25 protein-coding genes are annotated in these 25,467 nt (G+C 60.0%); 15 read left to right on the top strand and 10 right to left on the bottom strand.

Translation table 11 applies throughout. The features are described 5' to 3' along the window. The first annotated feature begins 103 nt into the window (after positions 1 to 103). On the top strand, positions 104 to 1,027 hold the full coding sequence (locus OX462_RS22615) for a hypothetical protein (protein ID WP_409027109.1): 924 nt from the start codon (positions 104 to 106) through the stop codon (positions 1,025 to 1,027). A 451-nt stretch (positions 1,028 to 1,478) separates the two neighbouring features. On the opposite strand, the gene OX462_RS22610 is transcribed toward OX462_RS22615, so the two are convergent. From OX462_RS22610 to OX462_RS22595, 4 genes are all read right to left on the bottom strand, one after another. Continuing rightward, positions 1,479 to 1,697, bottom strand: a complete 219-nt coding sequence (locus OX462_RS22610) for a hypothetical protein (RefSeq protein ID WP_409027108.1) — start codon at positions 1,695 to 1,697, stop codon at positions 1,479 to 1,481. Positions 1,698 to 1,879: 182 nt separating this feature from the next. After that, positions 1,880 to 2,041: a hypothetical protein gene (locus OX462_RS22605; RefSeq protein WP_409027107.1), complete on the bottom strand. Its 162-nt coding sequence runs from the start codon at positions 2,039 to 2,041 to the stop codon at positions 1,880 to 1,882. Between the two features lie 100 nt (positions 2,042 to 2,141). Next, complete coding sequence (locus OX462_RS22600; protein WP_409027106.1) at positions 2,142 to 2,582, bottom strand: addiction module antidote protein; 441 nt, start codon at positions 2,580 to 2,582, stop codon at positions 2,142 to 2,144. Further along, positions 2,579 to 2,854, bottom strand: a complete 276-nt coding sequence (locus OX462_RS22595) for a type II toxin-antitoxin system RelE/ParE family toxin (protein WP_409028774.1) — start codon at positions 2,852 to 2,854, stop codon at positions 2,579 to 2,581. Before OX462_RS22595 ends, OX462_RS22600 begins: the two co-directional genes overlap by 4 nt. A gap of 212 nt (positions 2,855 to 3,066) precedes the next feature. On the opposite strand from OX462_RS22595, the gene OX462_RS22590 reads away from it, so the two are divergent. Then, positions 3,067 to 3,426, top strand: coding sequence for a BPSL0067 family protein (locus tag OX462_RS22590; protein WP_409027105.1), 360 nt, complete (start codon positions 3,067 to 3,069; stop codon positions 3,424 to 3,426). Here OX462_RS22590 and OX462_RS22585 read toward each other — a convergent pair. Beyond that, positions 3,333 to 4,772, bottom strand: coding sequence for an MFS transporter (locus OX462_RS22585; RefSeq protein WP_409027104.1), 1,440 nt, complete (start codon positions 4,770 to 4,772; stop codon positions 3,333 to 3,335). The two genes, OX462_RS22590 and OX462_RS22585, sit on opposite strands and share 94 nt — an antisense overlap. Positions 4,773 to 4,890: 118 nt before the next feature. Between OX462_RS22585 and OX462_RS22580 the strand changes: the two genes are divergently transcribed. The 4 genes from OX462_RS22580 (at position 4,891) to OX462_RS22565 (ending at position 8,264) form a co-directional block, all read left to right on the top strand. Next, a complete protein-coding gene (locus OX462_RS22580) occupies positions 4,891 to 5,721 on the top strand; it encodes an AraC family transcriptional regulator (protein ID WP_409027103.1) in 831 nt (276 codons plus the stop codon). Between the two features lie 467 nt (positions 5,722 to 6,188). Continuing rightward, positions 6,189 to 7,175, top strand: a complete 987-nt coding sequence (locus OX462_RS22575) for a hypothetical protein (RefSeq protein WP_070291185.1) — start codon at positions 6,189 to 6,191, stop codon at positions 7,173 to 7,175. Between the two features lie 257 nt (positions 7,176 to 7,432). Beyond that, positions 7,433 to 7,819 carry a BPSL0067 family protein gene (locus OX462_RS22570; RefSeq protein WP_409027102.1) on the top strand — a complete coding sequence of 129 codons (387 nt, stop codon included), beginning with the start codon at positions 7,433 to 7,435 and terminating at the stop codon, positions 7,817 to 7,819. Positions 7,820 to 7,829: 10 nt separating this feature from the next. Next, positions 7,830 to 8,264 carry an STY0301 family protein gene (locus OX462_RS22565; protein ID WP_409027101.1) on the top strand — a complete coding sequence of 145 codons (435 nt, stop codon included), beginning with the start codon at positions 7,830 to 7,832 and terminating at the stop codon, positions 8,262 to 8,264. An 89-nt stretch (positions 8,265 to 8,353) separates the two neighbouring features. Here the strand turns inward: OX462_RS22565 and OX462_RS22560 are convergent, their stop codons facing one another. The 3 genes from OX462_RS22560 to OX462_RS22550 all read right to left on the bottom strand — a co-directional run bounded on the left by OX462_RS22560 (position 8,354) and on the right by OX462_RS22550 (position 12,253). After that, the gene (locus tag OX462_RS22560; RefSeq protein ID WP_409027100.1) at positions 8,354 to 8,776 is read right to left on the bottom strand and encodes a type II toxin-antitoxin system HicB family antitoxin; all 423 of its coding nucleotides are present in this window, start codon (positions 8,774 to 8,776) and stop codon (positions 8,354 to 8,356) included. 253 nt (positions 8,777 to 9,029) lie between these two features. Continuing rightward, positions 9,030 to 10,610 (bottom strand): isocitrate lyase, encoded by a 1,581-nt coding sequence (locus OX462_RS22555; RefSeq protein ID WP_409027099.1) that lies wholly within the window; start codon positions 10,608 to 10,610, stop codon positions 9,030 to 9,032. Between the two features lie 338 nt (positions 10,611 to 10,948). Beyond that, on the bottom strand, positions 10,949 to 12,253 hold the full coding sequence (locus OX462_RS22550) for an MFS transporter (RefSeq protein WP_409027098.1): 1,305 nt from the start codon (positions 12,251 to 12,253) through the stop codon (positions 10,949 to 10,951). Between the two features lie 152 nt (positions 12,254 to 12,405). Between OX462_RS22550 and OX462_RS22545 the strand changes: the two genes are divergently transcribed. Further along, positions 12,406 to 13,122 (top strand): SDR family oxidoreductase, encoded by a 717-nt coding sequence (locus tag OX462_RS22545; RefSeq protein WP_409027097.1) that lies wholly within the window; start codon positions 12,406 to 12,408, stop codon positions 13,120 to 13,122. Positions 13,123 to 13,125: 3 nt separating this feature from the next. Here the strand turns inward: OX462_RS22545 and OX462_RS22540 are convergent, their stop codons facing one another. Both OX462_RS22540 and OX462_RS22535 read right to left on the bottom strand, forming a co-directional pair. Further along, positions 13,126 to 13,644, bottom strand: a complete 519-nt coding sequence (locus OX462_RS22540; RefSeq protein ID WP_409027096.1) for a hypothetical protein — start codon at positions 13,642 to 13,644, stop codon at positions 13,126 to 13,128. A 56-nt stretch (positions 13,645 to 13,700) separates the two neighbouring features. Then, the gene (locus OX462_RS22535) at positions 13,701 to 14,891 is read right to left on the bottom strand and encodes an Lcl C-terminal domain-containing protein (RefSeq protein ID WP_409027095.1); all 1,191 of its coding nucleotides are present in this window, start codon (positions 14,889 to 14,891) and stop codon (positions 13,701 to 13,703) included. 129 nt (positions 14,892 to 15,020) lie between these two features. Between OX462_RS22535 and OX462_RS22530 the strand changes: the two genes are divergently transcribed. The 8 genes from OX462_RS22530 to OX462_RS22495 all read left to right on the top strand — a co-directional run bounded on the left by OX462_RS22530 (position 15,021) and on the right by OX462_RS22495 (position 25,461). After that, entirely contained in the window at positions 15,021 to 15,455 is a 435-nt protein-coding gene (locus OX462_RS22530) for a hypothetical protein (RefSeq protein WP_409027094.1), read from the top strand. Positions 15,456 to 15,548: 93 nt separating this feature from the next. Beyond that, positions 15,549 to 16,505 carry a bifunctional helix-turn-helix transcriptional regulator/GNAT family N-acetyltransferase gene (locus OX462_RS22525; RefSeq protein WP_409027093.1) on the top strand — a complete coding sequence of 319 codons (957 nt, stop codon included), beginning with the start codon at positions 15,549 to 15,551 and terminating at the stop codon, positions 16,503 to 16,505. Positions 16,506 to 16,612: 107 nt separating this feature from the next. Then, positions 16,613 to 17,251: a TetR/AcrR family transcriptional regulator gene (locus OX462_RS22520; protein WP_230503576.1), complete on the top strand. Its 639-nt coding sequence runs from the start codon at positions 16,613 to 16,615 to the stop codon at positions 17,249 to 17,251. A 116-nt stretch (positions 17,252 to 17,367) separates the two neighbouring features. After that, the gene (locus tag OX462_RS22515; protein WP_409027092.1) at positions 17,368 to 18,177 is read left to right on the top strand and encodes an alpha/beta fold hydrolase; all 810 of its coding nucleotides are present in this window, start codon (positions 17,368 to 17,370) and stop codon (positions 18,175 to 18,177) included. Positions 18,178 to 18,324: 147 nt separating this feature from the next. Further along, positions 18,325 to 20,529 (top strand): TonB-dependent receptor, encoded by a 2,205-nt coding sequence (locus OX462_RS22510; protein ID WP_409027091.1) that lies wholly within the window; start codon positions 18,325 to 18,327, stop codon positions 20,527 to 20,529. Between the two features lie 124 nt (positions 20,530 to 20,653). Continuing rightward, positions 20,654 to 21,649: an extracellular catalytic domain type 1 short-chain-length polyhydroxyalkanoate depolymerase gene (locus OX462_RS22505; RefSeq protein WP_409027090.1), complete on the top strand. Its 996-nt coding sequence runs from the start codon at positions 20,654 to 20,656 to the stop codon at positions 21,647 to 21,649. Positions 21,650 to 21,723: 74 nt separating this feature from the next. Continuing rightward, a complete protein-coding gene (locus tag OX462_RS22500; protein WP_409027089.1) occupies positions 21,724 to 22,584 on the top strand; it encodes a hypothetical protein in 861 nt (286 codons plus the stop codon). 81 nt (positions 22,585 to 22,665) lie between these two features. Then, complete coding sequence (locus tag OX462_RS22495) at positions 22,666 to 25,461, top strand: type VI secretion system Vgr family protein (RefSeq protein WP_409027088.1); 2,796 nt, start codon at positions 22,666 to 22,668, stop codon at positions 25,459 to 25,461. Positions 25,462 to 25,467: the final 6 nt, after the last annotated feature.

The following is a 25,467-nucleotide window of genomic DNA, read 5'->3' as shown; positions in this document are numbered from 1 at the left end:
TAGTAGTTTGGAGTAGGGAAAACGCTTTTTTCTTTCGCTTCACCATTCCTTCCCAACGCTTTTTCAGTTGGGAAGTGATTGGCAACATACTAAGGCGGTGTAGATGATCAAGGATATCCCGACAAAGAGCGACTTCGATGCAATTGGGTGCGCATTATTGGATCAGTCCTGGGACATCGTGGCAGTTCTGCTCACACAGTTACAGGATGCCAAAGACTGGATCGATGTTGAAGAAGAAGACGCTTATTGGCAGTTGTCGAATACAAAACTTTCCACAGCTTTAGCGATTGCGCATCAGGGCGCAGAATTCCTGCTAAAGGGTCGAATCGCTGATGTAAGCCCTCTTCTATTGATCTTAAATGCCCCGCGAGAATGGCCGAAACCGGGTCCCGATGGCAATATTGCGTTCTCGCAGTTTCGAACTGTTGACGCTCAAGATATCGTGCGCTTGCATGATGGTTGCGCTGCTACCCCACTTGACAAGGATTTCGCGACAAGTTTCGAAGCCCTGAGTATACGGCGCAATTCTATTATGCACTCCGTGAATCCTGACTTAAAGGTGAACGCTACGATGCTTGTAGACGAAATACTAACAATTTACAACTCACTGATGCCAGCCATCAGATGGGTAGATGCTCGGCGTGAGGCTCTATCCGATTCGTCTGCGTCTCACCTGTGGACTGCAGAGGGCGTAGAGGTAAGCGTTGTACGTGAATTTAATGCTATCAAAGACCTATTGACACCAAAGTCAGTGCTGCAGAATTTTGGCTTTGATAAAAAACGTCGCGCATATCTATGTTCGAACTGTACTTTTTCTACTTGCGCTGAAGATGGTTTTCAGTCTCGCTCCGCAACGCTTTTGACCAAATCGCCGACTTGCAAAGAGTTGCATTGCTTTATTTGCAACCAAACCGAGAATGTCGAGCGAACTGAATGTACTGACGCTGACTGCAATGGTAACGTGATCAGTACAGAATGGGACAAATGCCTTACCTGCGGGGGCGAGTTTGAACGACCAGAGGATTAAGCTTGAAATTGAAGGGTAAGCAGATCAACCTCTGGGTTTTTCACGATTCACGGCGGACCGCGCGCGCTGGGGCCAAGCTTAGGTACTGGACGAATCTTCGGGCAAAGAAAAATATGCTGCTGAGGCGGCTGGCCTTGCGTTCTCAGTTCTGCAAGTCGACGAAGCAGTACAAATAGTACGCTACTAACAAATGGCGAATCCTTCACCTCGACATTAACGTATTGTTGACGCTGGACGAGATTTTCGTAAAGTGATAACCAATGAGTCAATTCTGCCCACACAACTTCGTGCCGGTCATCATTGCCGATTCTCATAGGTAACAGTGGATTTATCATAGGTCACGTCGATTGCTAAATACCCTAACTACACTACCGCTCTGTGCCGCTGTCTAAGCCGCGCAGTGGTTTGGAGGTTCAACCTCCGAGCATGAAAAGCTTAACGGGTGGCAGTGCTAGGTCTTTGGTTTTTCATCGAAATCCTTCTGTCGTTTGATGCGATTAATGGCGGCCCCGAATACAGTTCGGAGGATGACAGCCTTCAGGCAGGCAAGCGCGGTGGCGTAGTCTTCGTTAAACAATGCTCCAATCATGGTTAAGTAGATCGTGGTGTTGCTGTAGGCATGCTTCAGAACCGAGTCAGTGACCCGCTTCAAGCGATTAATTTTGTTCAAGTAATCCTCCAATTTTTTAGGTTGGAGGTTGCTGCTCTCTTACATGCTGCCGGGTGTAGTAGGACCGACCTCCTAAATTTATGGGCGTGTGTCCAATTTTGCAAGGACTGGTTTTGGGGATTTCTAGCGACAATTGCTATCGAAACGAGGACCGTACCATTCTGCCTCTTGTGAGACAGGGCTTACGGTTGGCGTTCTTTTTGAAGCATTCTTGGTGGCCCGGGGCGGATCGAACCACCGACACAAGGATTTTCAATCCTTTGCTCGAATGGATGTTTTTTTGCATTAATTCGTGGTGGCGTAGGCAACTTTTTGTTAAGGGCATCGTTGAGGGCAATCTTCAAGTTAATATCCGTCGAAATCGGCTACCCATGCGCGTTTTCAGCCATGATTCGAATCCCCCTCTCGCGCGGCCTTGGCAACTGTGGGCTTCGCTGTCGCCGGCTAGGCCAAAGTCGTCTTGCCCCGCGAACGCTGTTTCCCAGCCTCTGCCTTTTTCGCAACAGGCTTGTCCGGCAGACTAGTCATTGCAACGCTATCGGCCGAAGCCGTATCCCCCTTCCCAGACCCAACAACCTCCGCCACCAGCCTCACCCCAAGCGCACCGAGTACGCGTGTCATGGTTTCCATGCGCGGCTGACTATTCGGGCGCAGTGCCTTGTACAGACTCTCGCGCCCCAAGCCCGCCGCCTTGGCGATTTCGGTCATGCCGCGCGCACGCGCCATATCGCCAATGGCGGCGGCAAATATGGCGGCGTCGTTGCTTGCCAGCGCTTGCGTGATGTAGACGGCGGCGGCTTCATCGCTGATGATGTCTTCCGCTGGGTCGAAGTCTTCCAGATCCAGCCCTTCGAGGTCGGACAGCGTGATGTTGTGCTCAGTCATGATGCACCTCCTGTATTGTTTCGGGCGCTATTATTTTTCCGTTTGGCGACGGTTTTCTCTGCGGCAGACTTCTTCAAATCGTTGACCATTTGCCTGGCCTTCTTGATACCGCCAGCCTGGGTGCTCTTGTTGCCGCCCACGAGCAACACAATCACGTAGCCTTCAACCTCAATGAAGTAGACACGCCAACCTGGCCCTACATCAATGCGCAATCCACGCACGCCACCACCAACTGCCTTCACGTCACCCAGCCCGTTTTCCAGGCGGACAATGTGCTGGGGTCTTGTCGTCCTTAATCTGGGATAACCAGTTCTGAAGTGCTTGGTTTTTGTGACCCCCTTCTGAGATAACTGTATTCATTCGATTACAGATGCGCAACCAAATTTGAGTAAGCCTTATTCCCCGCAAACCTTATCCCATCTCAAACCCCGCACAGTTTTCCCCCATGTATCGCAAGCCTCTCCCACAAAGCCAGGAGAGTCCCATGTCCTACACCTACACCAAAGTCGCCGACCTGGAAAAAACCGCCATGGTCGGCAACCGTCAATGCGTCGCGCTGGTCAGTCATTACGCGGGCGCTCCAGCTACCCTGGCCTGGAAGCAGGACGAGGCAGTGCGGGGAAATCGTTTGCTCCGCAAGGGCACGGCCATTGCCACATTCGGCGAGTGTGCGAATCAGCAACAAGGCAATCACGCGGCCCTGTATATGGGGCAGACCCTGCACGGTATCTGCCGCCAAGAAATTCCTCGCTACTCTGGTGATGCGGGCTCCTGCTTCAGCATGAGCGACGCAACTGCCGAGACAACGCTGACGATGCCTGCTATCAAGAATGCGAACCGGTAACCCGCAAGTTCGGCCGCCTGGGGGAGTTGCCCGGTGGCCAATTGCGTCGCCATTACTGAATGGGCGACTGCACCGAGTACTGCTATGCCCACTGCGCCACCCAACTGGCGTGCAGTGTTCTGTAGTCCTGCTGCAAGACCCGAGTCTTTCCGTGGAACGCCTGCAAGAACTGCTTGCGTGGCACTCATCATCACCAAGCCGTTGCCAGCGCCGACCAGCAATGTAGGCAGCAGAAATTCGCTGACCTGCAATGGGTGAACAGGTAGCCAATTGAGCCAGATCAGCCCTGTTGCCGACACGAGGCTGCCAATGAAGGGCAAATGTTTAAAGCCAGCGTCCCGCAAATAGCGTGATGCGATCGATGCGATAGCCAGTGCCGAAGCCATTGGCAGTAAAGCCAGTCCGGTGTCGAGCGGACTGCGCCCGTCGATCCGCTGCAGCGCCTGCGACAGAAAGAACATCGACACCGTGAGAACCGCGCCGAGGCTCAACACCATAGCCATTCCGATCGTTACGTTTCGCAGGCGAAATATTTCGAAATTGATCAGGGGCTGGGCCGAACGGCATTCAGCTGCGATGAAGGCGACGAACATGATCAGCGCGGTAGCCAAGGCACTGAGCACGGTACTGGATGTCCAACCGGCATGTACCGATTCTGAGATCGCATAGAGAAACGAGGCCAACGCCAGGGTGACAGTGGACGCTCCCAGAACATCGAGCTTCGCCCGGGCGTCGTCCGTGAGCTGTGGTTGCAGACAGCCGGCAACAACCGCAGCCAGGACGATACCGACAGGTATGTTGACGAACATCACCCAGCGCCAGCTGGCTAGGCTCGTCAGCAAGCCGCCAATGACCACGCCAAAGGCGGAGCCCATCGCGGCGCAGGCCGCCCACAGGCCGATCGCTCGTTCCTGACTCGACCCCTTGGGATGGGCGGCGACGATGACTGCCAGCGGTGAGGTCGCCAGTACCGACGCGCCCAAACCCTGCATTGCGCGCGATGCCAGCAGCATGCTCCCGGAAGTCGCAAAGCCACCTGCCAGGCTGGCTCCAGTGAACAGCGTCAAACCCCACAACAGAAGGCGCCGGCGCCCATAGATGTCGCTGGCGCGTGCAGCGAGCAACATGAGGCCACCCAGCAACAGCAGGTAGATGTCGACTACCCACTGCAATTGGACAGGTGACAGACCCAGGTCATCGCGCATCGCCGGTAGCGCGACGTTCACGATGGCACCGTCCACCACGACCATGAAGGCACACACGCAGGCGACGAAGGTAGCAATCCAGGTCGATACGCCACTGCGCAGCAGCGGTGGCGGCATCGCCGGTACGGAAGATATAGACATTTGTTGACCTTTCAGCACGAAGACGGCGGCAACTGCCGCCTAAAAGTTTGGTAGGAGCCAAGTATGCTGAACAGTATGAAAAGTCATATAACGGTAAATGGACTTAAAATGGTGATAAATGGCCAAACTGAATCCTGAGCATGAGCAACCGGAAGACGACTTCAGCGAGTGGTCGGATGGCCCTCGTCTGATCGCGTTGTTGGGGAATGACGATCAGGCCAGCGAGTACCGCCTCGGAACACGCGAGTACGGTTTGCATCACCACCATCGAGGGCAGGTGTTCTGCGTAGAAGCTGGGCTCATCCATGTGCGGACAGCTCAAGGATCGTGGTTGCTCCCGCCGAACCGGGCCGGCTGGATGCCGCCAGGGGTACCGCATCAAGTACGTGTCAGCGGTGCTGTTGCCGGCTGGAGCGTGTTCATCACGCCGAAATCCAGTGCGTGCTTGCCGAGCCAGCCTTGCGTGATCGGCATCACCGAGGTGTTGCGCGCATTGGTGCGCCGGGCCGCCGAATGGGACCAGTCCGCTCAGCTGGCACTGGACCAAGAGCACATCGTTACCGTCATCCTTGACGAAATCCGTCGCGCGCCGCATGAGTCGCTGCACTTGCCAATGCCGACAAATGCTCGGCTGGAGCGCATCGCTCGGGCGATCCTGGACGATCCCGGTTCGATTCGAACATTGGAAGCTTGGGCAGATTGGGGCGCGATGTCGGCTCGAACGCTGCGCCGTCAGATGCAGGCTGAAACAGGCCTGAGCTTTGCCCAATGGCGCCAGCAGGCGCAACTCACGCACGCCCTGGAAATGCTGGCGCGTGGAGACTCGGTCACGCATGTTGCCGACACGCTGGGCTATGCCTCACCGAGCAACTTCATCGCCATGTTTCGCCGTTCCTTCGGCAACTCCCCGGCACGATACTTTGCGGCGCGTTCTGTTGGCGGCAGTTGAAGCACTGACATCAATCGGCTGCCTCCCATCATTGAGATCGGGCAGGCACGCGCTTGGACGATGCGTACACGCTGGCAGCATCTTTAAAAATGACAGGGGGGGATATTCATGCCTGTTTTCTCATGCAATATTGGTCGAACTCGGCAGCTCGGAGGAGAGGCGCTGCTCTCTGCAACATCGGTCCAGGCCGCATGAAGCATGGGTTGTTGAATTAGGTAAGTCCGTTTCTATTGACCTATCACATACCTTGCCGTGGGTGTTGAGCATACCTTTCAGTGTATGAATTGTGCTGCGCCCACGTAGCAGTACTCATTGCCATTCCCCTTATTTACAAGAAGAATTCTATTTTAGTTATGTGGGGTAGACGTCGGTGATCTATCCCTGTTTGTGATGTGGGAGGGCCTTCTTGATGTCATCGTTGAGGATGCCGAGGTTCGAACACATAACAACAAGGAACGGGTGCAGCCATGGATGTATGGAAAGCGATAACCTATGTGAGTTCGCCTCTGACGCTCGTAGCATTCCTTGCTGCCGTTGTGGCATGGGTTTATGTCACCCAGCTTAAACGTACTGAGGTACTAATCAATAGCGCCAAAGAATCTGACAGGCGCATATTGCTCGAAGGCGTGCTGGAGGTGCTTCGTGTCAATGTGGACAAATTACCTCTGGCGCGGCGATTTGAGATTGCTACACAGCTTCTGCACGGAAGGGCACTTAAACTCAAACTGGCATTTGCTGCGTTCATGGTGGTGGCGTTTGGAATGCTTGCTTTGTCAGCTTTCGCCATTTATCAATTACCAGCGGAACAATCTATCAAGGATCTGCTGGAGGGGCAGCAAAAGCTAGAGGCAGTGGCTGCACTGAAGAGACATCAGATATATCCTATTTCTGATACTGATTTGCCTCGTGCTCTGAGCGAGCTAGTAAAACTCGACAAGAATGAGTTGAAGTTGGGGATACTTGAGAGAACGCAGAAAATGCAGGAAAAAATTGACGCAGCTCCATCTGTCGCCGAACTACGGAGACGGGCGGAGCGAACGGAGGCTCCCTTTGAACGTCTGGGCCTCAAGCTATGGGCAGGCGTTCCCAAAATAGGTCCAGATCAGCCACGTCGGTTTTATGTCAATGTACCAATAGGTGCAGACTATGCATGGAAAAGGCTGAGGATTATCAATCCAGCCACAAATGAGGAAATCAGGGTGATTGCACGCCCAGTGATAGATGATCAGATTCGAGACGTTGATATTCACCTTAATTATCAACAAGCCGCACAGCTTTTTGGTACGCAGATTTCTGAAAGAAAGAAGGAATTATGGGCGCAGGTGCTGGGGCCGGGTCAGCTTTATGATCCAAGTTGTGAACCAGCTCGCAAGCCGGCGGAAAAGAGGCGGTTGGCACAATGTGATCCTGAAGAGTCACCTGACTATTTTGTTATGTTAAAGTCCCGGCCATAAGCATGTCGTGCTGAGTCTGCTCGAGCGTGACACTACAGCCATATCTTCGGGAGCAAGGTACGCGCAAATACATAATCTGTTTTGTCGACGATATGCGGCTTACCGAAGTCCTGTACAACCCATGTACTGCACAGCGACGCGGGATGCGTAATTCACGGACGCTGCCACCACTGTGATTCCCCCGCAAACCTTATCCCATCTCAAACCCCGCACAGTTTCCCGCATGTATCGTAAGCTTCTCCCCCCCGGAGAGTCCCGTGCCCTATGCCTGCACCAAAGTCGCCGACCTGGAAAAAACCACCATGGTTGGCAACCACCAATGCGTCGCGCTGGTCCGCCACTACGCGGGCGCGCCAGCCACATTGGCCTGGAAGCAGGGCGAGGCAGTGCTGGGGAACCGTTTGCTGCGCAATGGCACGGCCATTGCCATATTCGTCAACGGCAAGTATGCGAATCATCAACAAGGCAATCACGCGGCCCTGTATATGGGACAGACGCTGGACGGTATCCTCGTCATGGACCAGTGGGCGGGCAAGCGCCCGGGCATCGTGACTTCGCGCACCTTGCGTGCCAAAGGCCCGTACAAGAATGGCTTGCATATCGACCCCAGCAATAATGCCGACGCTTTTTTCGTCATCGAATAAGGGAGTGTCCATGCAACATCAACGTTGGTTGACCGGCGCCGCCTGTTGCTTATTCCCTATGCTCACGCAGGCTGCGATGCCCGCCGCCCACGCTTGCCCGGAGAGCGTGCCCGAGGCGTCGATCAGCCTGAACGCCGTGCCGGCCGGCTGGACGCCGTATATCGGCAGCCCGCTTTACTTGAGCGCCGCGGCGCCGATCGACGGCGCGCCAGCGCGCAGGGGGCAGCTCGTGCCCAGCGGGGAGAGCACGAAGCAAGGGGGAACGACGCTCAGCTACCGGCTGGAAGGCCCCTGCCCAGACGGCAAGTGGCTGCAATGCAGTTATAGCGTGCATGGCGAAGTCACGCTGTCGCGGAGGATGGACGACAGTGTCAGCCTGTGCGAGTTCACCTACAGGAAAGGCCGCAAGGCCGGGCAGAACGAGATCGATATCGATTGCCGGTAAGTGAGTTGGTATCAGCGGTACTGCTGGGTGAATCGCAGACCGCAAAGCCTGATGGCCTGTGAGGCGGGGTGCCGAGTCCGGCGCTTACATCACCGCGCACCGCCGTTCTTGGCTTCGGCCTCGATCAAGCTGAGCGCCGCACGCGACAGCAGGCCGCTGCGCGTCTTGTGCCGCGCCGCCGCATAGCGGTCGATCTTGCTCAACACAAAGCGTGGCAGGCTGATGTTGATGCGTTCGGGTTTGCTATCGAGTTTCTCAAGGTCGAGGTGGACCAATGCCCAGATGCCGCCCGCATGCTCGGGATTGGCCTGCAGGGCTTCGATCTTGCTTTGCGTGATTTCCACGGGTTCGTCCAGCTCCAGCAGTGTCTCGATGTGACTGGTGATGGCTACCCGGACGTTGTTGAGCGCGTCTTCAACACTATCGCCCCACGAGTGGACGCCTTTGATGTCGGGGACGTTTACACCGTACACGCTAGCCTCATCTTTGAAAATGACAACGGGGATATACATGGCCGCTCCCTGTGATTTAATTGAGTGTGTATTTCAGCATAATCGCTGCGATACCAGGGTTCAAAATGCAGAAAAAGCTTGAGGAAGCGGGCTATTCGCACGCAACAAGCAAGCCACCAATCAGTGCCTGCGCCTGTGCATGTCGGCTTACGCGTTCCGCTAAGCCGACCTACGCAACTGCCGCCTGCTGGCGGGCCAGACGCAAAAAAGCCCGCCGAAGCGGGCCTTGTCACTCTACAGTCAAGCCAAAAGCTCAGAACTGGTTCATGGTGTTGTCTTTGCCGGCAGCTTTCAGCGCCGCTTCGCCGCTGAAGTAATCCTTGTGATCGTCGCCGATGTCCGAGCCGGACATGTTTTGATGTTTCACGCAGGCGATGCCTTGGCGGATTTCCTTGCGCTGCACGCCGGCCACGTAGCCCAGCATGCCCTGGTCGCCGAAGTATTCCTTGGCCAGGTTGTCGGTCGACAAGGCGGCCGTGTGGTAGGTCGGCAGGGTGATCAGGTGGTGGAAGATGCCGGCTTCGCGGGCCGAGTCGGCCTGGAAGGTGCGGATCTTTTCGTCGGCCGCCAATGCCAGTTCCGTCTGGTCGTATTCCACGCTCATCAGCTGGGCACGGTCGTAGGCGGACACATCTTTGCCTGCCGCTTTCATCGCGTCGTAGACCTGCTGGCGGAAGTTCAGGGTCCAGTTGAACGATGGGCTGTTGTTGTACACCAGCTTGGCGTTCGGGATGACCTTGCGGATTTCGCTGACCATGCCGCCGATTTGCGCGATATGCGGTTTTTCCGTTTCGATCCACAGCAGGTCGGCGCCGTTTTGCAGCGAGGTGATGCAATCGAGGACGCAACGCTCTTCGCCGGAACCGGCGCGGAACTGGAACAGGTTGCTTGGCAGGCGTTTTGGACGCAGCAGCTTGCCTTCGCGCTTGATGATGACGTCGCCATTGCCCAGCGCGTCGGCAGACACTTCTTCGCAGTCGAGGAAGGAATTGTATTGGTCGCCCAGGTCGCCTGGCTCATTCGTCACGGCGATCTGCTTGGTCAGGCCGGCGCCCAGCGAATCGGTACGGGCGACGATGATGCCGTCGTCCACGCCCAGTTCCAGGAAGGCGTAGCGGATGGCGCGGATCTTGGCCAGGAAGTCTTCGTGCGGCACCGTGACTTTACCGTCCTGATGGCCGCATTGTTTCTCGTCGGACACCTGGTTTTCGATCTGGATGCAGCAGGCGCCCGCTTCGATGAACTGTTTCGCCAGCAGGTACGTTGCTTCGGCATTGCCGAAACCGGCGTCGATGTCGGCGATGATGGGCACGACGTGGGTGACGTGGCCGTCGATCTTGGCCTGGATGGCTTGCTTTTCAGCACCTTGTGCCGCGTCCAGCTGGCGGAACAGGCCGCCCAGTTCGCGGGCATCGGCCTGGCGCAGGAATGTGTAGAGTTCCTTGATCAGCGCCGAGACGGCGGTTTTTTCATGCATCGACTGGTCCGGCAGCGGGCCGAACTCGGAGCGCAGGGCGGCCACCATCCAGCCGGACAGGTAGAGGTAGCGGCGGTCGGTGCTGTTGAAGTGCTTCTTGATCGAGATCATCTTCTGTTGACCGATGAAACCGTGCCAGCAGCCGAGCGACTGGGTGTACTTGGATGGGTCCGCATCGTAGGCAGCCATGTCGTTACGCATGATCTTCGCCGTGTACTTGGCGATGTCCAGGCCGGTCTTGAATTTGTTCTGGGCGCGCATGCGGGCGGCGGACTCGGGATTGATGGCGTTCCATGCGCTGCCTTGTTGGTCTTTCAAACCAGCAACAGCTTTGATGTCGTCTTGATATTGGGACATGTGAATCTCCTAAAAAGAAAAGCTATGTTTGAGAAAATCGCCGAGTGCGCCACAACGTCTTGTCGAAGCAAACTGCATGACTAAATAGTAGGCCGATTCGCGCCGATCTTCAAGTCTTATATAAGACATATAACTTAAATTAAGTCTTTGTTTTTCAACGGCTTAATTATTATTTTTCATGATGTGAAATGAATTTTCAAAAAGTGAGAGGATTTATTGCTGAGTCTGCTGTTCGGAATTCCGCGATGTGAAACGTCTTTTCAGAATTTGGTGCAGCGCGACAAAATCTGGGCGAAAAAAAAGCCACCCGAAGGTGGCCTTGGCCGCTGGCGGCTGATTTAGCGTCCCACGGTCTGCCGCTGATCCTTGATGAACAGCGCCGTCAACATGCCGATCACGCACACGCCGATCACGTAATAGGCGGGACCCAGTACATTGTTCTTCAGCATCAGGGTCACGACCACGGGCGTCAGGCCGCCGAAAATCGCATACGACAAGTTGTAGGAAAACGACAGTCCCGAGAAGCGCACCTGGGCCGGGAACGCCTGCACCAGCACGTAGGGCACGGCGCCGACGACGCCGACGAACAGGCCCGTCATCGCGTACAGGGGCAGCAGCAGGTCGGGGCGGCTGCCGACGGTGGTGTAGAAGATATAGGTACTGATGGCCAGCAGCACGGAACCGGTGAAGATCACGCGCTTGCCGCCCAGGCGGTCGGCCAGCATGCCGGCGATGATGCAGCCGAAGGCCAGGCACAGGGTGGCCACGGTATTGGCGACCAGGGTGGTGCGTGGGGCGATGTGGTGGATTTTTTGCAGCAGGGCCGGCGTCATCAGGATGACGACGACGATGCCGGCCGACAGCATCCACGTCAGCAGCATCGATACGACGACGCCGCCGCGGTGGCTGCGCAGCACGGATTTCAAAGGCATTTCCGTGGCCAGGGCCTTGCGTTGCTGCATTTCCGCGAAGACGGGGGTTTCATGCAGCCAGCGGCGCAGATACATGGCGCCGAAGCCGAAGATGCCGCCCAGCAGGAAGGGATAGCGCCAGGCGCCCTCGCTGATTTCCGCCGGCGTATAGACGGTGTTGAGGCCCGTCGCGACGAGCGAACCGAGCAGGATGCCCACCGTCAGGCCGGCCGTCAGCACGCCGCAGGCAAAGCCCGTGAAACGGCTCGGTACATGTTCGGACACAAACACCCAGGCACCGGGCACTTCGCCGCCCACGGCCGCGCCCTGGAAGATGCGCATCAGCAGCAGCAGCAGCGGGGCCGCCAGGCCGATGCTGGCGTAGGTCGGCAGCAGGCCGATCAGCAGGGTCGGCACGGCCATCATCAGGATGGACAAGGTGAACATGCGCTTGCGGCCGAGCAAGTCGCCGAAGTGGGCCATGACGATGCCGCCCAGCGGACGCACGACGTAGCCGGCGGCGAAGATGCCGAAGGTTTGCAGCAAGCGCAGCCATTCCGGCATTTCCGGCGGGAAGAACAACTGGCCGATGGCGTTGGCAAAGAAGACGAAGATGATGAAATCGTAGAATTCCAGCGCGCCGCCGAGGGCGGCCAGCGACAGGGTTTTATAGTCTTGCTGGGTGAGGGGACGGCTTGCGGCGTGGATGGCGGCGGTGTTGGAAGTAGGCATGTGTCTCGTTCTTGTGTGTTATCGGAGATTGCCAGATCTAGCATACGCATTTCCGCCGCGTGAGTAAACGCGGGGCGTACGGGGATCAGCCTCAGCTGTGCTTAATACAACGCCGCTATCATCGGCGTTGACTTCATTGGAAAGGACACAGTATGCATATCATGATCGTGGGCGCCAGCCGGGGCCTGGGGCGCGCGCTGTTGGACGGTTTGCTTGCTGACGGACATGCCGTCATCGGCGTATCGCGCCAGCAACCCGCCGACTTGCCTGCCGGCCAGGGCACGCGGCTGCAATGGATCGCGGCGGACCTGGCCGCACCCGCGGAGGCGGTCGAACGCATCGCCCACGCAGCGCCGGCCGTGCTGGACGCGGTGATCTACAACCTGGGCGTGTGGGAAGAAAAAGCCTTCAGCGACGACTACGCTTTCCTCGGCGATGCGGACGAAACTATCGTCGACATGGTCAATACCAACATCACGTCAACGATATTGCTGCTCAAGCGGCTGGTGCCGCGCTTGCTGCCCAGCGGCAAGCCGCAGCTGATCCTCACGGGCTCGACGTCCGGCCTGCGCCAGAGCGGCCGCCCGGAAGTGACGTTCAGCGCCTCGAAATTCGCCCTGAACGGCATCGCCGATGCCTTGCGTGAAGGTTTCCGCGCACAGGGCCTGGCCGTGACGGCGCTGCAACTCGGTTATCTGAATACCTACGATGGCTTGTCCGTGCCGCTGGCGGACGCCGCCGCGCGGGGCGAAGGCGAGCTGATCCCCGTGCATGACGTCGTCGCCGTCGTGCGCATGCTGCTGAACCTGTCGAATGCCTCGTTCGTGCGCGAACTGGTGCTGCCGGCGCTGCGCGACGAGCGTTTCTAGCCGCTAGACGTCTGCGCCATAGACTTCGGACCAGCCGAGACGCTCTTCCAGCCACTCGTCCGCTTCGGACGAGTCCATGTGCAGCAGCAGGGCGCCCAGGCGCAAGTTGCCCTTGGCCAGGGCCAGCACGGCGAACACGGATTCCAGCATGGCGGGATCCAGCTGGCCCTGCAGCTCGCGCGCGGCGATGGCGGGCAACTGCGCCCAGGCCGCCTGATAGCTGGCGGCCAGCCAGTCCGGCAGCGGCGGATTGTGCTTGCGGTGGCGTTCCAGCTCGATCAGGGTGATGAGCGCATAGAAATCTTCCTCGCGCGATGGTGCGTTGCCCAGCAGTTGGACGAGCTGGGGCACGGCCGCATACGAGGCGACGCCCACGTCGCCCTGGTGGTGCAGCTCTTCCCACAGCTCATGCCAGACGTCCTCGCCCGCCTGCATGGCCTTGAGCGCCCCGGCCACGTCGTAGGGCATGCGGTAGCCGCCTTCCAGGGTGGGCCAGATGGGATCGTCGAGTGATAACAGCATGGGTTTCCTTGATGATTGGGGAACGCTCGCCTGAGCAAACGCGCACTATACAAGCACTAAGCAAGCACCCGGCGCACGCAGCGCGCGTAGCCGTCAAACGCGCGCGCGTTCTGGTAGGCGACGCCCGTGTCGAAATCCTTGCACCAGGCTTCGCCTTCGATGTCGCCAGGCTCGCTTGACCAGTGCCAGTTCGGCCGGAACGCCTCTTTCAATGTCGCATACAGCAAGGTCTGCTCGCGCCGATCCGGCAGGCTGTGGCCCAGGCTGGCAGCCCAGTTGGATGCGGCTTGCCAGGAATGGTTCTCCTGCTCGTACTCGTCCGGCAGCAGCACCAGGTGGTAATCGGGCGCGCCATCCCAGCCGAGGATCAGGCCGGCATAGCGTTCGCCCGGCTGCAGGGCGATGGGCGCGTCGGCCGATGGCGCCAATGTGACCCGGCGCACGGCGCAGGCGCGGCCTGAATAAGTCTTGCGATAGTTGTACTGGGTGCCGTTGTCGAAATCGTGGCTCCACGCCATGCGGGGCAGGATGGCGTCCGCTTCCGACGACCAGTACCAGGCATCCGGGAAGGCGTGGCCCAGGTTGGCGTGCAGCAAGGCCAGCTCGCTGCGCGTCGGCAGGCAGGCGCCGCGCGCCGCGGCCCAGTCCAGCGCGGCTTGCCAGGGCAGGGCATCGGCCTCGCCGGGCAGCAGGAACAACTGGTAGCCGGCGGCACCGTCCTGGCCAGGCATCACGCCCGCGTAGTGCTCGCCTGCAGCGGCGCCCAGCACGCCCGGGCAATGCTCAAACCAGCCATCGTCTTCTTCCGTGGCAATAAATGCCGCGATCAGCGCCTGCTGCGCGGGCGGCGCGGCGGCCAGCAGGGTGTTGAAGCAGGTGATGGCCGAGGCGTTGGGCGTGCCGGCGCCGTTGGCGATACCGACGAGAAAGTCACCCGCCCAGTCGGGCAGGGTGGCGATCAGGCGCGGCAGTTCGTGCAGCAGGGCGGTGCAATACGCCGTCTCGCCGAAACGCCAGGCGGCGCGGCTGGCCGTCTGGTAGGCGCCGTAATCGTGCTCGGCCTGCACGGATTGCACAATCGCCAGCGCGTAGTGCGCGCCTTCCTTGCCCGTCAGCGCATCGAGCATGGCGCAGTAGCGCTGGAAGCGCCGCTGCGCTTCATCGGACGGTGTGGAGGTATCGTCATCCTGGATAATGTTGCCCACAATTAGTAATTCGGCTTTCCAGAGTTCAAAGGCAGTTGGCATGGCTGTGGCTGGCGAGAGTGGCGTCGGCCATGATTATGCCCCGACCATTGGTGTTTCAGCGTGCTGATTGAACATGCTACAGTCCGCCTTTGCCGCCAGCCCGGTGCGGCTTTGCCTGGATCATGATTGATGCCCACCTGGACTTCCCCGCCCCAACTCGTCGCCCTGGCCGCCTTGTATGCGCGGGCGCAAGCCCAGCCGGATGCCTTCAGCGACGCGGCCTTCCTCGAGGCCGTCAAGGCTGCCCACTGGCCCACCAACTGCTGGAGTTACGTGGAAGCATCGTTCGCCATCATCGCCCCAGCCTGCCTGCTGCGTCCGCATCTGACCGCCGGGCTGATCGCCTTGCCCATCGACGCCATGATCGCCGGTGGCCTGGAGGATGCGGAGCAAGTCATCGCGATCGGCCGGGCCTGCGCCACGCGCGACGCGCCGTATGTGGAGGTGAGCGAGGACGGCAAGCGCTGGCTGACACAAGTGTGGCCGGGCTTGGGGGAGGTGGTCGAGAACGTGTTCCAGGCCAGGCTGCAGGCGGCGCTGGCCGATGACGATGACGATGAATAAGCGATGAACAAGCGATCAACAAACGCCGACGCTTGACGCCGAAAGCCCGTTTGCGTTAGGGTATACGTAACTACTTACATATATCCTTTCAACATGTCTTCCAACTTGCAAACCTACGGCTCGCTGATGCTGGCCAGCCGCCTGCGCCGTCTTTCCGATCAATTGTATGCGGGCGTTGATACCAGCTATCTGGCGGCCGGCGTCGAGCTGACGTCACGCTGTTTCCCCTTGTTATTGCTACTGCGCGACAACGGCCCCACGGCGATCACGGCCCTGGCCGCGCAGATCGGGCAGACGCACCCGGTGGTGGTGCAGCTGGGACGCAAGCTGCTCGATGCCGGCGTGGTGGCGGAGCTGCCGGACGCCAGGGATGAGCGGCGCCGCCTGCTGGCGCTGTCCGACGCCGGGCAAGCCTTGCTGCGCAACATGGCGCCCCTGTGGGACGACGTGCGCGCGGCCGTCGATACGGTATTCGAGCAAGGCACGCCGCAGCTGATGGCCAGCCTGGACCGGGCCGAAGCGCGCTTGCAGGCGCAGGGCTTTGGCGAGACGATCGCCGCGTGCCGGCGCCAGCGCGAGCGGGCGGCCGTGGAAATCATCGATTACGACGCCGATTACGCGGCCGACTTCAAGCGCCTGAATATCGCATGGCTGGAGCGCTATTTCTATGTCGAGGCCCTCGACGACAAGGTGCTGTCCGATCCGCAACGCTCGATCCTCGACGATGGCGGGCAGATTTTCCTCGCGCGTTTGGACGGCAAGATCGTCGGCACCTGCGCCCTGATCCGCGCCGGCGGAGATAGCATCGAGCTGTCGAAGATGGCCGTCACGCCCGAATGCCAGGGCCTGGGCATTGCGCGCCGGCTGATCGAACGGGCCTTCGACGCCTTCGAGGCCAGCGGCGCCACGCTGCTGTTCCTCGAGTCGAACAGCAAGCTGGCGCCCGCCATCCGCCTGTACGAAAGCAGCGGGTTTACCCACGTGGCGCGGCCGGCCGGCGACGCGCATTACCAGCGCGCCGACGTCTACATGGAATGGCAGGGCAGGTAGCACACGCCAGGGCGCCACGCGGCGCTCCCCATCGGCCGTCTCCCGCGTTACAATACGTGCTCCCATAACGGAACCACGGTTCCACTATCGAGAGACGCCGACGCCGCATGCCTTCCTTCCCGATGCCCTTCCCGCAGATGATCGTTCCCCCGGAGCCCACCCAGGCGCGCAGCAAGCAGGCGTTCGAACGCCTGCTGCAGGTGGGTGAACAGTTGTTGGCGGAAAACCGTTTCGATGAAATCGGCGTGGCCGACCTGGCCAGACTGGCGGAAACCTCGGTCGGTACCTTTTACCGTTTATTGGGCGACAAGGACACCCTGAGCCGCTTGCTGCTGCAGCGCTTTTTTTCCGACATGGTGGAAAAGGTCGAGACCCTGACGGAACTGCGCCAGTGGGAAGGGCGCAGCCTGGAAGACTTCATCCGCGCCATGGTGGCCATGTTCGTGGCCGTGAATGGCGGGCGCAGCGGCGTCTTGCGGGCCTTGATCACGCGCGCGTCGCAGGATGCGCAATTCCGCGACAGGGTGCACCAGATCAATCATCTGATCTCGCAGCGCACGGTCGCCGTGCTGGCCAGCAAGTCGTCCAGCATCCGCCACCCGAACCCCACGCAGGCGATGATGGTCGTGCCGCCCGTGCTGCTGGGCATCCTGAACCAGCATACTTTGACGGGTTCGCTGTCCTTTTTGTCGGGTGCGGCACTCGAGGATGAACTGGTGCGTGTTGCTTTAAATTACCTGACTTGAGATATTTAGCGATTTAACTTGAAATCGGAATTCGGATTCCGTATTATGTTTTCCAACAGCAGGAAAACATATTCCTGCACCTGAACACAAAGCATGTTCAACAGCAAGGAGACAGAATGCGGCGTCACACGACATCCGATGTTCCATTGCATTACCTCGACCTGGGCAGGGAGCAGGGCGATCCTGCGCAGTCAGAGCCTATTTTTCTGTTGCACGGCCTCGGTTCTTGCGCCGAAGACTGGCGTCCGCAGATCGATGCCCTCGGCAGCAGTTATCGGCTGATCGTGCCCGACCTGCGCGGCCATGGTGCCAGTCCCGCGCCAAACGGCGATTGGCAGATCGGCGACTTCGCCAACGACCTCTTCAATCTGATGGACCAGCTCGAGGTGCCGCGCGCACATATCGTCGGCTTTTCCCTGGGCGGCATGGTGGGCCTGGAAATGGCCAACCGCGCCCCGGACCGGGTGGCCAGTTTGTGCCTGATCAACTCGCAACCGTTCCAGGGCAGCAAACCCGCGTCCTTGCTGTTTGCCTACTGGCTGCGCCGCACGGTGATCGCCACTTTCGGCCTGAAAGCCATGGGCAAGATCATCGGCAAGAAACTGTTTCCAGATCCGGCACAGCAGCCCCTGGTCGAGCGCTTCGCCACGCAGATGGCGGGCATGGACAAGCGTGCCTACCTGGCTGCGCTCGATGCCATTTTCCACTGGGATATCGACATCCATTTCCAGGCCCTGGCCATGCCCGTCTTCATCATGGCGGCCGACCAGGATTACACGCCCGTCGCCAGCAAGTGGGCCTTTGCCGCACAGTTTCAGCAGTGCGAGATCGAGATCATCGCGAACTCGCGCCATGCCACGCCCCTGGACCAGGCGCAGCGTGTGAATACCTTGTTGCAGTCCTTCCTCGCCACACATTCAAAATAAACAGGCCACTCGCCGCACGGGCAGGGGCCGGGAAACAGTCATCGCAGGGCAGGTGCTCGCTTCACGCGCGCGGGTACCGTGACGTCTTGCGATTCTGCAAACCGGCCGTCTTCCCTGGTGGTAAGCAAGCCTGACATTGGAGACGTTATGAAACTTGCTTTGAAATTAATGCCCGCCGCCCTCGCCGTTGCCGGCGCGTTCGCCACCCAGGCCCAGGCGCAGGAAACTAGCCCTGCCACTGCTGTCAGCGCTCAGGAAGCCAGCGACGCAAAAGAACGCATGGAAACCGTAACGGTCTCTGCCCGCCGCCGCGAAGAACGGCTGCAGGACGTGCCGCTGGCCGTCACGGCGTTTTCCGCCAAGGCCCTGGAACGGGCGAATATCCAGAACCTGGCCGACTTGCAGGAGCGCGTGCCGAACCTGACCGTGTACGCTTCGCGCGGCACGAATACCACCCTGACCGCGTTTATCCGCGGCGTGGGCCAGGCCGACCCCGTCTGGGGCGTGGACCCGGGCGTGGGCATTTATTTTGACGACGTCTACATGGCCCGTCCGCAAGGCGCGCTGCTCGACGTGTTCGACGTGCAGCGCATCGAAGTGCTGCGCGGCCCGCAAGGCACCCTGTACGGCAAGAACACCATCGGCGGCGCCATCAAGTACATTTCGCGCCCCCTGGCGAAGGAAAACGGTGCCTCGGCGGAAGTGGGCATCGGTAATTACAACCAGCGCAACTTCAAGGCCGCCTTCAACCTGGCCAACGAGAGCGGCACCTGGCGCGCGCGCCTGGCCGCCGCCAAGCTGGACCGCGACGGTTTCGGCCGCAACACCTTTAACGGCGAACAGGTCAGCGACCAGGACAGCACGGCCGCGCGCCTGTCCGTCGGCTACTTTCCGCAGGACATCCCGCTCACCGTCGTGCTGAGCCTGGACGCCACGGACGACAAGTCCGGCGTGCGCGGCTTCCAGCGCATGGGCGTGAGCGCGTTTGACCCGCTCAAGCGTCCCGCCAGCACCAGTGCGTACGATATCCAGAGCGGCATGCCGGGCAACAACTTCACGCACAACCGCGGCGGTTCGCTGGTGGCCAACTACACCTTGTCGAACGACTGGTCCGTGAAAGTGATCGGCGCCAAGCGGCGCAGCACGTCCGAGCAAACCATCGACTTCGACGGCTTGCCGCAACCGATTGCCGACGTGTTCGGCGATTCGCGCGACGAACAGAAAAGCCTGGAATTGCAGGCCTCGTACAGCGGCGACTACGGCGCCGGCGTGATCGGCCTGTACCGCTTCGAAGGCACGGCCGGCGGCGGCATCTACAACAACTTCCTGGGGCGCCAGTTTACGACCGCCGTCAGCACGGTGGAGACGGACAGCACGGCGCTGTACACGGACTGGACCTGGCCGCTGGGCAAGGTGTGGAGCATCAATGCGGGCTTGCGCCATACGCGCGAGGAAAAGCGCGCCATCGTGCTCAACCGCGCTTTTGCCGATGTGGGCTTCACGCGGCCCATCCAGACGGCGGCCGACTTCGACAAGTCCTTATCCGTCAGCAATACCTCGCCGAAAATTTCCGTGCGCTATGAAGCGTCGAAGACGACGAATTTCTACAGCAACCTGTCGCGCGGCTTCAAGTCGGGCGGCTACAACGTGCGCGCCAACAACCTGGTGGTGCCCGATTCCGCGCGGCCCTACAAGGATGAAAAACTCGACGCGCTGGAGGTGGGCATGAAGTATGCGGCGCCGGACGACACCTTCGACGCCAACGTGGCCTTGTTCTACAACCGCTACAAGGATATTCAATTGTCCGTCTTCACCAGCTATGTGCAGCCGGGCGGCGTGCCGGGCTTCTATGGCGACTTCACGAATGCGGGCAAGGGCACCGTGAAAGGCGCGGAGTTCGAATTCTCGTGGCGGCCGAATCGCCAGTGGGAAGTCAACGGCTTCCTCGCCTTGCTCGATGCCAACTATGACGAGTTCATGAGCGGCGGCAAGAACATTGCGGATACGCAAAAGTTCAGCAATACGCCAGCCCGGCAAGTGGGCTTGAACGTGACGCGCACGGACCGCGACGTGTTCGGCGGTGCCTTGCGCAGCATGCTCGGCTATGGCTATCGCAGCAAGGTGTATCCGACGACGGACTTGAGCGAAACCCTGGCGCAGGGCGGCTACAGCATCTGGACGGCCGGCGTCGTGTGGGAAGCGCCAAAGAACTGGACCTTCAGCTTGCATGGCAGCAACCTGGGGAATAAGCGCTACCGCACGGATGGCTACAACATTCCCGCCGTGTTTATCCTCGACGGTTTCTATGGTCCGCCGCGCCAGATCATCGCCAAGGCTGGCTACAAATTTTAGAGTTCTTCACTGCCGGGGCTGGACCCGCTGGGTCGGGCCTCGCGGGTCGGAAGTGCCGGCTTGACGTGCGTCAAGCCGGGTCGTTGTCGCTGTTTTCGTCGTGAATAATAATCAGGAGACTGGCATGGCACATCTGCATCAGCAACTGCGTCACTTGTTATCTGCACTCATCGCCGCCTGCGGCTTGCTGGCCGCGCTGCCGGCTTCCGCCGGGCAGTGGGACTTCGGTCTGTACGCGAGCCTGTGGGGCTCGCGCGAATACCAGGTCTGGCTACCGAGCAATTACAATCCGAATACGCCGCTGCCCGTGGTGCTGATGCTGCACGGCTGCGGTTCCGAGCCGAACAGCATGGCCGCCGTCAGCCGCTACAACCAGCTGGCCGACAGTGAAAACTTCATCGTCGTCTATCCGCGCCAGAACGTCACGGCCAACCCCATGCGCTGCTGGAACTTCATGTTGCCCTTGAACCAGGAGCGGGGCACGGGCGAGCCGGCCGTGCTGATGGGTATCTTGAACAAGGTCAAGAGCAAATATGCGGTGCAGGACAGCCGCGTGTACGTGACGGGCATTTCGGCCGGCGGCGCCATGGCGTCCATCATGGCCGCCTGTTATTCCGACGTGTTCGCTGCCGTGATGGTGCATTCGGGCGGCATGTACAAGGGCGCCACCGGCCTGGTCACGGCGGCTGATTCGCTGTTCAACGGCAGCTCCTTCGACCCGAAAGTGCGCGGCAAGGATGCCTGGCGCTGCTCCGGTTCGCCGCGCCGGCTGATGCCGACGATGGTGTTCCACGGCACTTCCGACATCGTCGTCAACCCCGTCAATGGCGAACAGACCATCGAGCAATTCCTGCAAACCAGCGATTACGGCGACGATGGCCTCGACAATGACAGCGTGCGCTACCGTGCCGACAGCATCGTGCGCCAGACGGTGCCGTACGGCCGCAGCTACTCCATCGACACCTACCTGCACAACGGCGCCGTCATCGCGCAAAAGTACACGATCGAGGGCATGAACCACGCGTGGAGCGGCGGCCCTCCCGGCTGGCCATTCAGCGATGAGCTGGGCCCGGACGCCACCGTGATCAGCTGGAACTTCTTCAAGAATTACCAGCGCTGATGCTGTAAGGAACTAGCAGCTTGTACAATGGGGCGCAGCAATTGCGCCCCATTTTTATGCCCGTGAAAGATCCCATGCCTGCTTGCCGTTTGCTGTCCTGTCTTGCCGTTGTATTGCTGTCCGCTTGCGCCGGCGGCCCGTCCGCGCCATCGGCTGCCTACACGCAAGCGTTCGAGCGTGCCGCCCAGCAAGACAGCATGCGCAGCGAGTGCGACTGGAACGTGCGCTATGCGCCCGTCGCGCCACAGGACGCCAGCGTGGCGCAACTGCAGGCCATCGCCACGGTGCGCCTGGCGGCGCTGCAGCTGGCGCCCGCCTGGACCTTGTCCATGCCCGGCAGCGAGGCGCACGCCTTCAGTGACTCGGCGCAGGACCGTGCCGGGCTGCAATTGTTGCTCAGCATCGTCTTGCCGGCCATGGAGCGCTACCCGGCCGGCGTCTTCGCGCGCACGGGCTTGCGCCACGTCGTGCTGGTGAAGGACTTGAGCGTGGACGGCCAGCGCCGCCTGGCCATGCCGGCGCCGGACATCGACAGCGTCGTCTACGCCGACAACCTGCTGGCCGCCCTGTGTCCATCCGGCATGGAGCTGCGCGTGCACCACGAGTATTACCACTTCATCGAATACCGGCTGTTCAACGATTTCTATTACCGCGACCCTGCCTGGCTGGCCCTGAACCCGGCTGGCACAGCCTACGGCCAGGGCGGCGCCACGGCCTACGGCAAGGGTTTCCAGAACCTGGGCCACCCGCAGCCCGGGCTGGTGAGCTTTTACGCCGCCTACGGTCCCGAGGAAGACAAGGCGGAGGTGTTCGGCTGGATGATGGCGCCCGCGTATGCGTTGCGGCTGCAGCAGTGGACGGCGTTTGATCCCACCCTGCTGGCGAAGCGGCAAAGATTGATGGAAGTATTGGGAACCTTGGCGAATTCTTACTAAATATCAAGTATTTCCTTGCCATCCCATGGCATTGTCGTTTCTCCAGCTTGATTAAATGCAAGTAAGAATGAGGAGAACGCCATGGACGGTGATGAGTCGATATCGGGTGGCGAACGTCCCTTGCGCCTGCGCCTGGGCGTATCCCCAAAGGTGCCCGCCGGTGCGCTGATACCGCAGCGCGTCGCCGGAAGCGAGGCCATCTGTGGCGGGATCGAATACCGTGTGCTGTGCGTCTCGACGCATGCGGATTTGCCGCTGAGCAGTTTCATCGCCTTGCCCGCCGCTATCGATATCGTCACCGACCAGGGGAAGTTGCGCAGCATCTGCGGCATCGTCACGCAAGCGAGTGCCGGTGACAGCGATGGCGCGCTGGCCAGCTATCAGCTGGTGCTGACGGACGCCTTCGCCATCATGGAAAAGCGCTGCAATACGCGTGTTTTCCGGCGCCTCACGGATATCGAGATCATCAAGATCCTGCTGGACGAATGGATACGCAGCAATTCCGTGCTGGGGCATGCCTTCCAGTATGTGTTTGCCGATTTCTTCGAGGCACAGACGTATCCACAGCGCGAATTTGTCATGCAGCACAATGAGTCCGATGCGGCCTTCGTCCGGCGCCTGCTCAAGCGCAGCGGCGTCGCCTGGTTTTTTCGAGCGGAAGGCAATGCGGATGCGCATGCCGAGCCGGCACATACCCTGGTGCTGTTCAACCATGCCGATGGCTTGCGGAAAAACATGGCCGATACCGTGCGCTATCACGCGGACCGCGCGACGGAACAGCGCGACACCCTGACGTCGTGGAACGAAGTCCGCAAGTTGCAGACGGGCAAGGTGACGCGCCATAGCTGGAATGAGGAACATCCACGCGCGCGGCCGTTCATGACTGCCGACGCCATGGGGCAGGGCCGGCAAGGCATGCATGGCAATGCCGTTGCCGCCAGCCTCGATGATTACCGCGTGCTGCCGCCACGTGCGGGGAGCGATCATGATGCCTTGTGCCAGCTGGGCATGCTGGCCATGCAGCAGCATGACTACGAAAGCCATTGTTTTCATGCCGAGGGCAGCGTGCGCGACCTGTGTCCGGGCGAATACTTTAGCCTGGCCGAACATCCCGATATCGACGCACTTCCGCCGGCCGAGCGCGATTTTGTCGTGACGGCGCTACAGGTGGCGGCGCAGAATAATTTACCCCGGGAACTGGCCGCCAGGGTGGCGCGTTTGTTCGCGCGCAATCGCTGGCTGGCCGATGATGCATCGCTGCCGCAGCGCGAACTGGCGACGGCGGTGGACGATGGCCCCTTGCGCATGCATATCGAATTGAGCGCTGTGCGGCGCGGCGTGGCCATCGTTCCGGCCTACGACACGCGCATCGACCTGCCGCCAGTTACCATGCAAAGCGCCGTGGTGGTGGGGCCGGCGAATGAAGAGGTTCATTGCGACGCCATGGGCCGGGTCAAGGTGCGCTTTCCCGCCACGCGCAAGGTGGACCATGAGCATGCAGGCGGCACGGGCGCTTCCGACACGGATGCCGATTCGGCCTGGGTAAGAGTCGCGTCGAGCTGGGCGGGAAGCGGGCCTGGCAGCATGCAGCAGTGCGGCTATCTGGGCTTGCCCCGCGTGGGCAGCGAAGTCCTGCTGGCTTTCCTCGGCGGCGACCCGGACCGGCCCATCATCGTGGGACAGCTGTACAACCACAGTGCGTTGCCGATCGCATTGAGCAAGGCGGGCGACTTGCCCGGCAACCGTTATTTGTCCGGCATCAAGAGCCGCGAGATCAAGGGCACACGTGGCAACCAGCTGCGTTTCGATGATGTGCATGGGCAAATCAATGCCCAGCTTGCCAGCGACCATGGCTCCACCCAGCTCAACCTGGGCTGGCTGACGCAGGACCGGCGCAATGGCCAGGGAGAGGCGCGCGGCGAGGGCGCCGAGCTGCGTACCGATGAGCAACTGGCGATGCGGGCGGGCAAGGGCATGCTGATTTCGGCCTGGAAGCGCCTGAACGGCGACGGCGGGCACATGGCACGCAGCGAATATCTGGGGCTGATGGAAAATTGCCTGGAATTGTTTCGCTCGCTGGGCAGCTATGCTGCCACGCATCAGGCGCTGGAGAATACGGATGAAGCGCAGCAGGAGCTGCAGCACAGCTTGAAAAGCTGGGAAGGCGGCAGCAATACGCAGCCCCGTGCCGAGCTGGGCGGTGCGGCGGCGATTGCCGTCACGGCGCCGGCCGGCATCAGCTTTGCCAGTTCGAAGGCCATCATCAGCTATGCCGTCAGCAATATCGATACGGTGGCGCAGCAGCATCTGCAAGCGGTGGCGGGCCAGCGCTACAGTGTGAACGCAGGCAAGGGCATTTCGCTGTTTGCCCATGCGGACGGCATCCGCGCCATCGCCCACCATGGCAAGTTCCTGCTGCAAAGCCAGCATGACGACATGGACCTCAACGCGGCGAAAAATTTGAAGCTCACCGCCAGCGAGGGCAAGCTGACGGGCATGGCCGATGAAATCGTGCTGATTTCCAAGCATGGTGCTTTCATCCGCATCGCCGATGGCATCACCTTCGGCAGCAAGTCACCGCTGAACTTCAATGCACCCAATTTCGTCTTCAATGACCCGCAAAGCATGGTAGTGCAATTACCAAGCTTTGCCGAGGGCAAGGCCGACCAGCAATTCATTTTTCAATATGAGGGCGACGACAGTCCCGCCGATGGCGTGCCGCCAGCTCCCCAGCTGGCGCCGCAAGCCCAGTTTGCCGTGAAGCTGGAAGATGGCTCGTCGGCCGATGGCCGCAGCGACGGGGACGGCAAGACGGAGGTGCTGGAGCGCGCGGCCATGCACCTGGCCGCCATCGAAGTGTTCAACAACAAGGATTGATGACGC

The organism is Janthinobacterium aestuarii (assembly GCF_046113285.1).
In the GTDB taxonomy this organism is placed as follows: domain Bacteria; phylum Pseudomonadota; class Gammaproteobacteria; order Burkholderiales; family Burkholderiaceae_D; genus Janthinobacterium.
Note: the sequence above shows the minus strand (reverse complement) of the source record. Positions and strands in the feature narration are given on the sequence as shown.